Annotated in this window: 13 protein-coding genes; 4 read left to right on the plus strand and 9 right to left on the minus strand. The window is 56.9% G+C overall.

Annotated features, from left to right (window positions below; translation table 11 throughout):
• Positions 1 to 84 precede the first annotated feature (84 nt).
• The 3 genes from RHM59_RS21035 to tldD are packed head-to-tail and all read left to right on the plus strand — an operon-like array spanning position 85 to position 6,239.
• Positions 85 to 3,900 (plus strand): YhdP family protein, encoded by a 3,816-nt coding sequence (locus RHM59_RS21035; protein WP_322285326.1) that lies wholly within the window; start codon positions 85 to 87, stop codon positions 3,898 to 3,900.
• A gap of 45 nt (positions 3,901 to 3,945) precedes the next feature.
• The gene (locus tag RHM59_RS21040; protein WP_322166072.1) at positions 3,946 to 4,803 is read left to right on the plus strand and encodes a carbon-nitrogen hydrolase family protein; all 858 of its coding nucleotides are present in this window, start codon (positions 3,946 to 3,948) and stop codon (positions 4,801 to 4,803) included.
• Entirely contained in the window at positions 4,800 to 6,239 is a 1,440-nt protein-coding gene (tldD, locus tag RHM59_RS21045; protein WP_322184900.1) for a metalloprotease TldD, read from the plus strand. The genes RHM59_RS21040 and tldD overlap by 4 nt, the downstream gene beginning before the upstream one ends.
• A gap of 48 nt (positions 6,240 to 6,287) precedes the next feature.
• On the opposite strand, the gene yjgA is transcribed toward tldD, so the two are convergent.
• The gene (gene yjgA / locus RHM59_RS21050; protein WP_322166070.1) at positions 6,288 to 6,809 is read right to left on the minus strand and encodes a ribosome biogenesis factor YjgA; all 522 of its coding nucleotides are present in this window, start codon (positions 6,807 to 6,809) and stop codon (positions 6,288 to 6,290) included.
• A gap of 107 nt (positions 6,810 to 6,916) precedes the next feature.
• On the opposite strand from yjgA, the gene pmbA reads away from it, so the two are divergent.
• Positions 6,917 to 8,263, plus strand: coding sequence for a metalloprotease PmbA (gene pmbA, locus RHM59_RS21055; RefSeq protein WP_322166069.1), 1,347 nt, complete (start codon positions 6,917 to 6,919; stop codon positions 8,261 to 8,263).
• 228 nt (positions 8,264 to 8,491) lie between these two features.
• Here pmbA and RHM59_RS21060 read toward each other — a convergent pair whose 3' ends face one another.
• The 8 genes from RHM59_RS21060 to lptC form a co-directional block, all read right to left on the minus strand.
• Complete coding sequence (locus RHM59_RS21060) at positions 8,492 to 8,764, minus strand: HPr family phosphocarrier protein (RefSeq protein WP_322166068.1); 273 nt, start codon at positions 8,762 to 8,764, stop codon at positions 8,492 to 8,494.
• Between the two features lie 16 nt (positions 8,765 to 8,780).
• Positions 8,781 to 9,638 (minus strand): RNase adapter RapZ, encoded by an 858-nt coding sequence (gene rapZ / locus RHM59_RS21065; RefSeq protein ID WP_322166067.1) that lies wholly within the window; start codon positions 9,636 to 9,638, stop codon positions 8,781 to 8,783.
• Positions 9,639 to 9,640: 2 nt separating this feature from the next.
• Positions 9,641 to 10,105 carry a PTS IIA-like nitrogen regulatory protein PtsN gene (gene ptsN / locus RHM59_RS21070; protein ID WP_322166066.1) on the minus strand — a complete coding sequence of 155 codons (465 nt, stop codon included), beginning with the start codon at positions 10,103 to 10,105 and terminating at the stop codon, positions 9,641 to 9,643.
• Positions 10,106 to 10,118: 13 nt separating this feature from the next.
• Complete coding sequence (hpf, locus tag RHM59_RS21075) at positions 10,119 to 10,427, minus strand: ribosome hibernation-promoting factor, HPF/YfiA family (protein ID WP_065832888.1); 309 nt, start codon at positions 10,425 to 10,427, stop codon at positions 10,119 to 10,121.
• 79 nt (positions 10,428 to 10,506) lie between these two features.
• Entirely contained in the window at positions 10,507 to 11,997 is a 1,491-nt protein-coding gene (locus tag RHM59_RS21080; protein ID WP_322184904.1) for an RNA polymerase factor sigma-54, read from the minus strand.
• Positions 11,998 to 12,183: 186 nt separating this feature from the next.
• The gene (lptB, locus tag RHM59_RS21085; RefSeq protein ID WP_322166064.1) at positions 12,184 to 12,909 is read right to left on the minus strand and encodes an LPS export ABC transporter ATP-binding protein; all 726 of its coding nucleotides are present in this window, start codon (positions 12,907 to 12,909) and stop codon (positions 12,184 to 12,186) included.
• The gene (gene lptA / locus RHM59_RS21090; protein ID WP_322166063.1) at positions 12,909 to 13,451 is read right to left on the minus strand and encodes a lipopolysaccharide transport periplasmic protein LptA; all 543 of its coding nucleotides are present in this window, start codon (positions 13,449 to 13,451) and stop codon (positions 12,909 to 12,911) included. The genes lptB and lptA overlap by 1 nt, the downstream gene beginning before the upstream one ends.
• Entirely contained in the window at positions 13,438 to 14,010 is a 573-nt protein-coding gene (gene lptC, locus RHM59_RS21095; protein ID WP_322184906.1) for an LPS export ABC transporter periplasmic protein LptC, read from the minus strand. The genes lptA and lptC overlap by 14 nt, the downstream gene beginning before the upstream one ends.
• Between the last annotated feature and the right edge of the window lie 5 nt (positions 14,011 to 14,015).

Raw genomic sequence — 14,015 nt, forward strand, 5'->3', positions numbered from 1 at the left:
CGAATGAGCAATCCCCGATCCTCCCGATGACTGCGCGGCTGTGCCGTTGGCATGTTCAGACTTTAACTTGGACGGTCCGCTGATATGGGGCGGCTGACACGGGTTCTTGGCGTCTTGATTCGTTTGGGCTTGGGCTCGTGCGCGTTGTTTTTGGTGCTGACGGCGCTCTACGTCAGTGTGGGCAGGCAGCTGGTCCCGCTGGTCGCCGAGTATCGTTCCGAGATTGAGACCAAAGCCCGCGCCGCATTGGATATGCCTCTGAGCATCGGCAGTCTTGAAGGTCGTTGGAGTGGGTTTGCCCCCGTGTTGTTGGCCCATGATGTGATCGTAGGCGATGGCGCCAACGCGTTGCGCCTGGATCATGTCAGGGCAGTGCCGGATCTTTGGGCCAGCCTGGTGGCCCACGAAGTGCGCATCGCTCATCTTGAACTCGATGGCTTGCAACTGAGCCTCAAAGAAGACAATGAGGGGCATTGGGCACTTCAGGGACTGCCGGTTAAAGACGATAAACCGCTCGATCCAGAACAGATGTTGACCCAGATAAAAGCGGTGGCACGCCTGTCATTGCTCGACAGCCAGGTCACATTGCAGCCCTATGGGCAGCCACCGCTAACGTTCACCTATCTCAGTTTTACCCTCGAAACTGCGGGCGATAACCAGCGGCTTGACGCGCGTTTGACCTTGCCGGATGGCCAGCCGATGGCGCTCAACCTGCGTTCACGGGTGCAGCCGCAAAATTGGCGCGATGGCGAAGCCCAGGCGTACATGAGCCTGCCGCAAAGTGATTGGGCGCATTGGCTGCCAGCCAGCCTCACCCAGCAGTGGAAGTTGTCTTCGCTTAAGGCGGGCGGTGAGCTATGGCTGACGTGGGGCAAAGGCATGCTGCAAAGTGCGGTGGCCCGGGTGAATGCGCCGCAGTTCATCGGTGCCTACGCTGACCGCAAGCCGGCCAAGATCAGCAATCTGGCAGTCAATGCCTGGTTCCGGCGTGAAGAGACGGGTTTTACCCTGTCCCTCGAATCACTGGCGATGAACATTGGCGACAAACGCTGGGAAAGCCGAATTCAGCTCAAGCAGCAAGCTGCCACTGCCGACAACGACGAACGCTGGCACGTGCAGGCCGACCGTCTGGATCTGACGCCTATTACGCCGATTCTTGACTCGCTGGCGCCGCTGCCCGATCAACTCATGGTGGTGCTGGATAACCTGAAAGTGACCGGCGGTGTGCGCAACGTCCTGCTTGATTACCGACCTCAGGCAACTGACGACACACGGTTCAGTTTTGCCGCCAATCTCGACAAAGTAGGTTTCAACGCCTACCACGGCGCCCCGGCGGCCGGAAATGTCAGTGGCAGCATCAGTGGCGATTTAGGCCAGGGTGAGCTGCGCCTCGATACCGACGACTTCATGCTGTACCTGTATCCGATCTTTGCTAAACCGTGGCAATACCAGAAAGCCAACGCCCGATTGACCTGGAAGCTGGACAAGCAAGGTTTTACCTTGATTGCGCCGTATATCAAGGTGCTCGGCGACGAGGGGAAAATCGCCAGCGATTTTCTGATTAGGCTGCACTTCGATTCTCCGCTGGAAGACTACATGGACCTGCGTGTCGGTCTGGTTGATGGAGATGGTCGTTACACCGGCAAGTATTTACCGGCAGTGCTTAGCCCGGCGCTGGATGAGTGGTTACGCACTTCGATTCTGGGAGGAGTCGTGGATCAGGGTTACTTCCAGTATCAAGGCTCGCTGCAGCACGATGCAGTGGATGCGGCGCGTAACATCAGTCTGTTTTTCAAAGTTCACGACGCTTCGTTGGCGTTTCAACCGGGTTGGCCGCAACTGAGCGGCGTAGACGGCAAAGTATTTGTTGATGGGGCCGGCGTCAGAATCAAGGCCAGCAAGGGCACTCTGCTGAACACCCAAGTCAGCAATGTCCTGGTTAATATTCCCCATGCCGCTGCCGGGAAAAATAGCCATTTATTGGTCGACAGTGACTTCGCGGGGGATTTGGCCGACGGCGTGAAAATCCTCCAGGAAGCGCCCATAGGGACCGCGGATACGTTCGCTGGTTGGCAGGGTGATGGCCCCTTGCAGGGCAAACTCAAACTGGACATACCCTTGGGAAAAGGCGAAGAACCTAAAGTTTTGGTGGATTTCGACACCGACGGTTCGCGTCTGAGGTTGGCGAACCCTTCACTGGACTTGACCCAACTCAAAGGCTCGTTTCGCTTCGACAACACCAAGGGCCTGAGCGGCAACAACATTCGCGCTCAAGCGTTTGAACACTCCGTCACCGCGCAAATTTTTGCCGAAGGCAAACCCGGGGCGATCACTACCCGGATCGCCGCCAGCGGCCAAGTGGGACAGAAACGCCTCGCCGAATGGTTGGGGGATTCCCAGCCGATGCCGGTTTCCGGCGATATGCCGTTCCAATTGCAAGTGACCCTGGGCGGTGCCAACAGCCAGCTTCAGATTGATTCCAACCTTAAAGGACTCGCTGTCGACTTGCCGGCACCGTTCGGCAAGGGCGCTGATGAGTCCCGTGACAGCCAGTTTCGAATGAATTTGCAAGGCCCGGAGCGGCGTTTCTGGGTCACCTACGGCGACCTTGCCAACCTCGCTTTCGCTTCACCCGCTGGAAAGATGGCGCAAGGGCGGGGTGAGCTATTTCTCGGTAAGGGCGGCGCGGTTGTTCCAGACGCCAAAGGCCTGAGAGTGCGCGGTGAATTGTCCGAGTTGGACGTTGCACCCTGGAAAAGCGTAGTCGACCGCTATGCGGGTAACGATCCCGGCGGCAGCGCCAAGCAGCTGTTGAGCAACGCAGACCTGCAAATCGGCAAGCTGAGCGCTTTGGGTTCGACTCTCGAAAATGTCAGCGTGCAGCTTGATCGCAAAGACGCTGCATGGGCCGTGGCGGTGGACAGTTCATTGCTCAAAGGTAGCGCCAGTTTGCCCGACGCGAAAACGGCGCCGATCGCTATCGACCTGCTGTACGTGAAGTTGCCAGCCGCCGACCCCAATGCCGCCGTGGTAGAGAATGCACCGGACCCGCTGGCGGATGTTGATCCCCGCTCGATTCCGGCCATGGACATCAAGATCACCCAGCTGTTTCAGGGCGATCAATTGATTGGCGGCTGGTCGCTTAAGGCGCGACCGACCCCGAACGGAACACGACTGTCGGATTTGAGCCTGGGTCTCAAAGGCATGTTGCTGCAGGGTGAAGGGGGGTGGGAAGGGGCGCCCGGATCGACCAGCAGTTGGTACAAGGGTCAAATCGACGGTAAGAACTTGGCGGATGTGTTGAAAGCCTGGGGCTTTGCGCCCTCAGTTACCAGTGAGTCCTTCGAGCTTAACGCCGATGGCCGCTGGCCCGGCTCACCCGCCTGGGTTGCGCTCAAGCGTTACTCGGGCAGCCTCGATGCGACATTGCGCCGAGGCCAGTTCGTTGAAGTCGAAGGCACTGCTCAGGCGCTCAGGGTGTTTGGCCTGCTGAACTTCAACTCCATTGGCCGCCGATTACGCCTGGATTTCTCGGACTTGCTCGGTAAAGGCCTGAGCTACGATCAAGTCAAAGGCCTGCTGGTTGCCAGCGATGGCGTCTATGTAACGCGCAACCCGATCACGTTGACCGGTCCATCGAGCAACCTTGAGCTTGATGGCACGTTGGACATGGTCAAGGACCGAGTCGACGCGAAACTACTCGTGACGCTGCCGGTGACCAATAACCTGCCCATTGCTGCGCTGATCATAGGTGCACCTGCAATTGGCGGTGCCTTGTTCCTGGTCGATAAGCTATTGGGCGATAAGGTCGCCCGGTTTGCCAGCGTGCAATACAGCGTCCAAGGACCTGTCAAAGACCCGAAAATCACGTTCTACAAACCTTTTGAAAAACCTCAATAGCGCGGGTTGGAGTACAGTGGCCGCATGTCTTGTCCGGAGCGCGCCATGTCTTTTGCCGTGATTCAAATGGTCAGCAACAGCGATGTGCTGGCCAATCTTGCTCAGGCCCGTCGCCTTCTGGAGCAGGCGGCAGCGGCTGGCGCACGCCTCGCCGTACTGCCGGAAAACTTCGCTGCAATGGGTCGTCGAGACGTCGCGGAAATCGGTCGTGCCGAAGCGTTAGGCGAAGGTCCAATCCTGCCATGGTTGAAACTGGTCGCCCGCGACCTCAAGTTATGGATAGTTGCCGGCACATTACCGCTGCCACCGAGTGACCGACCGCACGGCAAAGTGACCGCGTGTTCGTTGTTGATCGATGAACACGGCGAGCCAGTAGCGCGTTACGACAAGTTGCACCTGTTTGATGTGGACGTTGCCGATAGCCGTGGCCGATACCGTGAGTCCGATGACTACGCTCACGGAAACAACGTGGTAGTAGCGGACACTCCCGTAGGACGCTTGGGGTTGAGCGTGTGTTACGACCTGCGCTTCCCCGAGTTGTACAGCGCGCTACGTGAGGCGGGGGCGCAGCTAATTACCGCGCCGTCGGCATTCACTGCGGTGACCGGTGCTGCACATTGGGACATCCTGATTCGGGCACGTGCGATAGAAACCCAGTGTTACCTGCTGGCAGCGGCGCAAGGCGGAATTCACCCTGGCCCCCGGGAAACTTACGGGCACGCGGCGATTATCGACCCTTGGGGGCGGGTTTTGGCCGAACAGGCCCAGGGAGAGGCTGTGCTGCTAGCCGAGCGCAACAGTGATGAACAGGCGTCCATACGGGCGCGGATGCCGGTGTCTAATCACCGGCGATTTTTTTCGCAGGACGCCGTGCGGCCTGTGCACACCTCGGAGTCAATATGAGCGATTTGTCCTCTGTCAGCGAACACCTTTTAGCGCCTGGCGGCCTGAGCCTCGACAGCTTGCAGTCGGTTCTTGGCGAGCTGGCCGGACCAGGGATCGATGCGGCTGACCTGTATTTCCAGGGACAGATTTCCGAATCCTGGGCATTGGAAGACGGCATCGTCAAGGAAGGCAGTTTCAACCTCGATCAAGGCGTCGGCGTGCGGGCGCAGTCGGGTGAGAAAACCGGCTTTGCCTACAGCAACACTATTACCCACGAAGCGTTGAGCTTGGCAGCACGTGCCGCGCGTTCGATTTCCCGGGCAGGGCAACAAGGCACGGTTCAGGCGTTTACGACGCAAGACGTGGCGCAGCTGTACGCGCCGGATAACCCGCTTGAAGTCATGAGCCGGGCGGAGAAGGTCGAGTTGCTCAAGCGTATCGATGTCGCCACCCGCGCATTGGATTCACGTATTCAGCAAGTCACCGTCAGCATGGCCGGTGTCTGGGAACGCATTCTGGTAGCGTCTACCGATGGTAGCTTGGCCGCAGATGTGCGTCCGCTGGTGCGATTTAACGTCAGCGTCATTGTCGAGCAAAACGGCCGACGTGAACGCGGCGGTCACGGCGGTGGTGGGCGAACCGATTACCGTTATTTCTTGAGCGATGACCGCGCCATGGGCTACGCCCGTGAAGCGCTGCGTCAGGCACTGGTCAATCTCGAAGCGATTCCGGCACCTGCGGGCACCTTGCCTGTGGTTCTGGGGCCGGGATGGTCGGGTGTGCTGTTGCATGAAGCGGTTGGTCATGGTCTGGAAGGCGATTTCAACCGCAAAGGCAGCTCCGCGTACAGCGGGCGCATGGGTGAAATGGTTGCGTCCAAGCTGTGCACCATCGTCGACGACGGTACGTTGGCCGGTCGCCGGGGTTCGTTGTCTGTGGACGATGAAGGCACGCCGACCCAATGCACCACGCTGATTGAAAACGGCGTGCTCAAGGGCTACATGCAAGACAAGCTCAATGCGCGGTTGATGGGCGTGGCCCGGACCGGCAATGGTCGCCGTGAATCCTATGCGCACCTGCCGATGCCGCGCATGACCAATACCTACATGCTGGCTGGACAGAGTGATCCTGCGGAAATCATTGCTTCGGTGAAGCGCGGTATTTACTGCGCGAACCTTGGCGGCGGACAAGTGGACATCACCAGCGGCAAGTTCGTGTTCTCGACCAGCGAAGCGTATTTGATTGAAGACGGAAAGATCACTGCGCCGGTCAAAGGCGCGACCTTGATTGGCAACGGGCCAGAAGCCATGAGTCGAGTGTCGATGGTCGGCACCGACCTGTCGCTGGACAGCGGCGTAGGCACTTGCGGTAAAGACGGTCAGTCATTACCCGTGGGTGTGGGTCAGCCGACCTTGAAGATCGATGCCATCACGGTAGGTGGTACAGGCGGTTGAACGTGAGCCGGGGTTGGGTGATAAAAACCACCTACCCCGGAGCGAAGGCTAGCGCAGACCGCGATGGGTCTCGTCGAGCTCACGGATGTACTTGAACAGTTTGCGGCTGGCGGCCGGTGGCTTGTTTTGCGCCAGCTCATGTTGAGCCTGACGAATGAACGAGCGCAGTTGCTGACGGTCCGCTTCCGGGTAATCACCGACAAACTTTTCAATCACGTCGTCGGTGCCGACAAGCAAGCGATCACGCCAGCGTTCGAGGCCGTGAAAGCGTTCGTTGTATTGGCGAGTGGAGGCATCCAGTTGATCGAGCAATACCAGAATGGCGTCAAGGTCTTGATCGCGCATCAATTTGCCGATGAACAGGATATGCCGCTTACGCGCAATGTTTGCCGTGTGCTTAGGCGCTTCAGCCAAGGCCCGGCGCAGGGCGTCGGTCAGGGGCAGCTTCGCCAGCAGGTCAGGCTTGAGTGTGGTCAGGCGCTCGCCCATGTCAACCAGAGCATGTAGCTCGCGTTTGACCTGAGTTTTGCTTTTACCCTCGTCGAGGGAGTCGTCGTAAGAATCAACCATGGGGGCAGTCCGCTAATAATCGCCGCCATGATAACCAGTCGGGGGCCGCTTGTCCGGCCCGGTCGGTATTCGGCCTATGCCGAAAGCAGAATTTGATGGAGAAAGTCATGAGTGAATCTCAAAGCGTCGGCCCACAAGCGTTGCCGGCACTGCAAGATCAGGTAGAGCAGATTCTCGCTGAAGCCAAGCGCCAGGGCGCTAGCGCCTGTGAAGTCGCGGTATCGCTGGAACAGGGTTTGTCGACATCGGTTCGGCAACGCGAAGTGGAAACCGTCGAATTTAATCGCGACCAAGGGTTCGGTATTACCCTGTATGTCGGCCAGCGCAAAGGCTCTGCCAGTACGTCGGCCAGCGGCGCTGACGCCATTCGTGAAACAGTGGCTGCGGCGCTAGCCATCGCCAAGCATACGTCCGAAGACGAAAGCTCGGGCCTTGCCGACGCCGCGTTGATGGCTAAAGAGTTGCAGGATTTCGACCTGTTTCACGCGTGGGACATAACGCCGGAACAAGCCATTGAGCGCGCTTTGATCTGTGAAGCGGCGGCGTTTGACGCCGACAGCCGGATCAAGAATGCCGACGGCACTACGCTTAATACCCATCAAGGCTGCCGTGTTTATGGCAACAGCCACGGCTTCATCGGTAGCTCTGCTTCGACCCGTCACAGCCTGAGCTGCGTGATGATTGCCGAAGGCGACGGCCAGATGCAGCGCGACTACTGGTATGACGTCAGCCGTCAAGGGGAGCTGTTGGCTGACGCCCAGAGTATCGGTCGACGTGCCGCGCAACGTGCCGCTAGCCGTTTGGGCGCACGGCCGGTCCCGACGTGCGAAGTCCCGGTATTGTTTTCTGCGGAACTGGCGGGCGGCTTGTTCGGACATTTCTTGTCGGCCATCTCCGGGGGCAATCTTTACCGTAAGTCGTCATTTCTCGAAGGCGCTATGGGCCAACGTTTGTTCCCTGAATGGCTAACCCTCGACGAACGTCCTCACCTGATGCGCGCCATGGGCAGCTCTGCGTTCGACGGCGACGGGCTGGCGACCTACGCCAAACCATTTGTGGAGAATGGTGATCTGGTGTCTTACGTGTTGGGCACCTATTCCGGGCGCAAGCTGGGCTTGCCGAGTACCGCAAACTCAGGCGGCGTGCATAACCTGTTCGTCACCCATGGCGTTGAAGATCAGGCGGCCTTATTGCGTCGCATGGGACGCGGCCTGTTGGTTACCGAGTTGATGGGCAGCGGTTTGAACATGGTCACGGGTGATTACTCCCGTGGCGCAGCGGGTTTTTGGGTTGAAAACGGCGAGATTCAATTCCCGGTTCAGGAGGTCACCATCGCTGGCAACCTGCGGGACATGTTCAAACAAATCGTCGCCATCGGCAGCGATCTTGAACTGCGCAGTAACATTCGCACGGGTTCGGTGTTGATCGAGCGGATGACGGTGGCAGGGAGCTAAATGGCCCCCTATCTGTAGGAGCAACTTGTTGGCGAGGGGCCTGATGCGTGTAAATCAGGTTGACCGCTTCGCCAACAGGTTGGCTCCTACAGAACGATGTGAATCATCTGGGGGACCAAATTCAACTGACTGAATTACAAATATTGGAATTGTAGGGGCTGGCGAAGGCTGCGATGGAATGTTTAGCGCCTACTATTCAGGGTCTGCCGGAATCGCTGTTAGAGCAGATCACTCGCCCTCATCAAACCGGTTGTTAATCAACGCAATCAACCCATCCAGTGCCGCTTGTTCTTCATCGCCTTCGGTGTGCAGGTGAATATCAGTGCCTTTGCCGGCGGCCAACATCATAACGGCCATGATGCTCTTGCCGTCGACCATACTTTCAGCGTCGCGACCGACTCGAATCTTGCACGGAAACCTGCCAGCGACGCCGACGAATTTTGCTGCGGCACGCGCATGCAGTCCGAGCTTATTGATAATGGTAATTTGATGAACGGGCATCGCGATGTAAGTCCTATCAGTTGAGGTCGCGGTGGCGAACCTGAACGTTCTTGAGGGATTGCTGCAACACCTGACCCAAACGCTCGGTCAGGTAGACGGAACGGTGATGCCCGCCGGTGCAGCCAATGGCAATAGTGACGTAAGCACGGTTGCTGGCGGCAAAGCGCGGCAACCATTTGTTCAAATAGGTGTAGATATCCTGGAACATCTCTTCAACGTCAGGCTGAGCGGCCAAGTACTCGATAACGGGTTGGTCGAGACCTGATTGTTCACGCAGCTCTGGCTTCCAGTATGGGTTCGGCAGACAGCGCACGTCGAATACCAGATCTGCGTCCGCCGGCATGCCGCGCTTGAAGCCAAACGACTCCACCAAAAATGCGGTTCCTGGCTCCGGCTTGTTCAACAAGCGCAGCTTGATCATGTCGCGCAGCTGATAGAGATTGAGGAGCGTGGTATTGATCTTCAGGTCAGCCAGGTCAATGATCGGGCCGAGCAGGGAGCTTTCGTCTCGTATCGCTTCAGCCAGCGAGCGATTGGCGCTGCTTAGTGGGTGGCGGCGACGGGTTTCCGAGAAGCGTTTGAGCAGCGTCTCTTCGTCTGCGTCCAGGTACAGCACATCGCATTGAATGTGCCGACTGCGGAGTTCTTCGAGCAGCTGTGGAAAGCGGAATAAATGGCTCGGCAGGTTCCGCGCGTCAATTGAGACGGCGACCAGCGGTTCCGCCAATTCGGTATGAACAAGGGCGCGGTCAGCCAGTTCGGGAAGCAGGCCGGCGGGCAAATTATCGATGCAATAAAAGCCGTTATCTTCCAGCACATTGAGCGCGGTGCTTTTGCCGGAGCCAGATCGGCCACTGACGATGATCATTCGCATGATTAATGTCCGTTCTGCACGTCCAGAACCACCTGGTAGAGAGCCTCGCTACTTTTTGCGCCGCGCAGCCGGTCACGCACATCTTTGCGGTCGAGCATGCTGGCGATTTGTCGCAGCAACTCAAGGTGAGCGTCTGTGGCGGCTTCGGGTACAAGCAGAACGAATAACAGATCAACTGGAGCGCCATCAATGGCGTCGTAGTCAATCGGGGCATCCAGATGAATTAAGGCACTGATAGGGTCGCTGCAACCATTCAGGCGGCAGTGTGGGATGGCGATGCCGTTGCCAAAACCGGTCGAACCGAGTTTTTCGCGAGCGGTCAGCTTCTCGAAGATATCGTGCGAATCCAGACCTGGCAGTTCATGGCCGATCAGATTGGCAACTTGCCTGAGTGCTTTTTCTTTGCTGCCGCCCGGCACATTCACGATGGAACGGCCGGGGGTCAGGATATTTTCAAGTCGGATCATGAGTTGGGAGTGTTTAGCGAGCTGTCGCACCTTTAAGGATGTTCTGCTGCTTTTCCTTATGCTTGAGCAATTGTCTGTCGAGCTTGTCAGTAAGTAGATCGATGGCCGCATACATGTCGTCATGTTCTGCGTTAGCGACTACCTCCCCACCGTGGATGTGCAGCGTGGCTTCGATCTTCTGTTTCAGTTTCTCGACCGCCATCGTTACCTGCACATTTGTAATCTTGTCAAAGTGCCCTTCTAGCTTTTTGAGTTTGAGCTCAATGTACTCACGCAGGGGCTTTGTCACTTCTAGCTGGTGTCCACTGATGTTGACTTGCATACAGCGTCTCCTTCGTTGCCAGTGCATAAAGAGGCAGGCTAAATACCTGCCACTGGAACGCTACAGCTTCAAGTCCTCGTCACATCAATCGCTTGCGCTCGCTCGAAGGCGCGATGCCTAGTGATTCGCGGTATTTGGCGACCGTGCGACGGGCTACCTGAATGCCTTGTGCCTCCAGTAAACCAGCGATCTTGCTGTCACTCAACGGCTTTTTCTGATTTTCCGCTGCAACCAGTTTTTTGATGATCGCGCGGATGGCTGTGGACGAACACTCACCGCCCTCTGAGGTGCTTACGTGGCTTGAAAAGAAATATTTCAGTTCGTAAATGCCACGGGGGGTGTGCATGAATTTCTGAGTGGTCACCCGGGAAATTGTCGACTCGTGCATGCCGACCGCTTCTGCGATGTCATGCAAGACCAACGGCTTCATCGCTTCGTCACCGTACTCAAGAAAGCCGCGCTGATGCTCGACAATCTGCGTCGCCACCTTCATTAAGGTTTCATTGCGGCTTTGCAGGCTCTTGATGAACCAGCGGGCTTCTTGCAGTTGATTGCGCATGAACGTGTTGTCGGCGCTGGTATCGGCCCGGCGAACGAAGCCTGCGTACTGAGGGTTGACCCGGAGGCGTGGCACCGACTCTTGATTAAGTTCCACCAACCAGCGTTCGTTGTCTTTGCGCACGATCACGTCGGGCACGACGTATTCGGCTTCAGCGGATTCAATTTGCGAACCTGGACGCGGGTTGAGGCTCTGTACCAGTTCGATCACTTGGCGTAGCTCATCTTCCTTGAGCTTCATGCGTCGCATCAACTGACTGTAATCGCGGCTGCCGAGCAGGTCGATGTAATCGCCTACCAGGCGCTGTGCTTCTGCCAGCCAGCGGGTTTTTGCCGGTAACTGGCGCAATTGCAGTGACAGGCATTCGCTCAGGTTACGAGCGCCGATACCCGCAGGTTCGAATTGCTGGATACGGTGCAGCACCGCTTCTATTTCATCCAGTTCAACGTCCATCTCCGGATCGAAAGCATCGAGAATCTCCTCAAGCGATTCGTCGAGGTAACCCTGATTGTTAATGCAGTCGATCAACGTCACGGCGATCAGGCGATCGGTATCGGACATTGGTGCCAGGTTCAGCTGCCACAGCAGATGGCTCTGCAGGCTTTCGCCAACGGATGTGCGGGTGGTGAAATCCCACTCGTCATCATCGTTGCTCGGCAGACTGCTGGTGCTGGTCTGGTAAACGTCGTCCCAAGCCGTATCAACAGGCAACTCGTTGGGTGTGCGCTCACTCCAGTCGCCGTCTTCCAGGTTGTCTACCGTGGGGGCAGCTTCCTGATAGGTCGGTTCCTGAACGTCAGGATTAGGTTTCTCTACGCTGTCGGCAACCGGATCGGCGTTGTCGAAGTCGTCGCCTTCTTCCTGGCGCTCCAGCATAGGATTGGACTCCAACGCTTCCTGGATCTCTTGTTGAAGGTCCAGGGTCGACAGTTGGAGGAGGCGGATGGCCTGTTGCAGCTGAGGTGTCATCGTCAGCTGCTGGCCCATTCTCAGGACTAGCGATGGTTTCATGGCTGGGGCTTAACACCTTATTCGCCGGCGCTCATGCGCCATCTACTACAGGGCGCCGAAGCGCCAACTTAAGCAAATTATATGCCTGAAACCTAAGTGTTTGCCTAGAGTGCGCTGACAATTAAAATGCTTGCCAACGCGAGATTCTAGCGTCCGTCGCCTGTGAAGAGCGAAATACCGCAGACCTTACAGGCGGAATTCATGGCCGAGGTAAACCTCTTTAACCAATTGGTTGGCCAGAATGGTTTCTGAATTACCTTCGGCGATCAGTTGACCATCGTTGACGATGTAGGCCGTTTCACAAATATCCAGCGTATCGCGAACGTTGTGATCGGTAATCAAAACGCCAATCCCCTTGGCTTTCAAGTGGTAGATGATCTGCTTGATATCGCCCACTGAAATCGGGTCGACACCTGCAAACGGCTCATCCAGCAAAATGAACTTGGGTGAAGTTGCCAAGGCGCGTGCGATTTCTACGCGACGGCGTTCGCCGCCGGAAAGGCTCATGCCCAGGTTGTCGCGAATGTGACTGATGTGGAATTCCTGCAGCAGGCTTTCCAGTTCTTTGCGACGGGCCGCGCGATCGAGTTCCTTGCGGGTTTCAAGTATCGCCATGATGTTATCGGCAACCGACAGCTTGCGAAAAATAGACGCTTCCTGCGGCAGGTAACCGATCCCGGCCCGCGCACGACCGTGCATTGGCTGGTGGCTGACGTCTAGGTCGTCAATCAATACACGGCCCTGATCGGCTTGTGCCAGGCCTACTATCATGTAGAAACAGGTTGTTTTACCTGCGCCGTTAGGGCCAAGCAGTCCGACGATCTGACCGCTGTCGATAGACAAGCTGACATCGCGTACGACCTGCCGACCCTTGTAGGCTTTAGCCAAGTGCTGGGCTTTCAGCGTCGCCATTAAGGGGCCTTCTGCGCGTCGGGTTTGTTTTTTGGCTGAATGACCATGTCGATCCGGGGTCGCGGCGCGGTCAATTTGGTGCCGTTTGCGCGACCGGCGTTAACGATCTGCTTCACCGTGTCGTAGATGATTTTTTCACCTTCGGAGGTGTTGCCGTCGTTGATCACCTTGGCCTTATCGATCAGGACGATTTTGTTATCAAGGGCGAAATACTGAATAGTCACGCCGTAGGCCTGAACAATAGGCTTGTTCAGTTCGGGGGTCTGTTCGTAGTAAGCAAGATTGCCCACCGAAGTAAAGACGTTGACTTCGCCGGTAGATGTTCGGGTGATGGTCACCGTGTTGCCGGTGATCTTCATGGTGCCCTGGGTGATGATGACGTTGCCTTTATAGGTGGCAATGCCTTGCTTGTCATCGAGTTGCGCATCGTCAGACTGGATATGAATAGGCTGATCGCGGTCCGTCGGGAGAGCCCAAGCGCTCACGCTTCCCAGTACTGTGCCCAGTCCGAGCAAAAAAGGGAGGGTTTTAACGAGCCTCATACTGTCCTCTTACGTGGGAGAGCAGGTTCATCCTGCCGTCGTTCAAATACGCTTTCATACCCGTTCCGGTGGTAACACCGCCGAAGCCGTCGATTCTAACGGCTTGCTCGGTCTGCGCATATTGCTTCTGTGGGAATACCGTCATTCGACTACTGGTAATAATGGTTGTCCGGTTCTTTTCGTCTGTTCGAGCGACACGTACCGAGTCAATCAGCTCGACTTGAGTGCCGCCAGGCGAGACTTCGCCCTTCAAACTTTGTACGTGCCAAGGATACAGGGCGCCGCGAAACAGTTGCAGGTCGGGGTTGGTCAGAAGCGTGATGTCCGAGGCCTTAAGATGCTCGACCTTGTCGGATGTCATGTCGTACTGAAGTTTGCCGTCAGGCAAGAACTGCAGGCTGTGCGTCTTGGTGGCGTAGAAGTCGATAGCGCCCGGATCGACAACTGCCGCTTTCTGCTCCAGAAAACTTTCCGGGCTGATGTTCCAGTAGCCTGCCGCTGCGACCAGCAGTGCAAGCACACCCAGAATCAAGAACCTGCGAATTTTTTTGCTCAGCATAAATA

Origin of the sequence: Pseudomonas sp. MH10 (assembly GCF_034353045.1) — a bacterium.
Taxonomy (GTDB): domain Bacteria; phylum Pseudomonadota; class Gammaproteobacteria; order Pseudomonadales; family Pseudomonadaceae; genus Aquipseudomonas.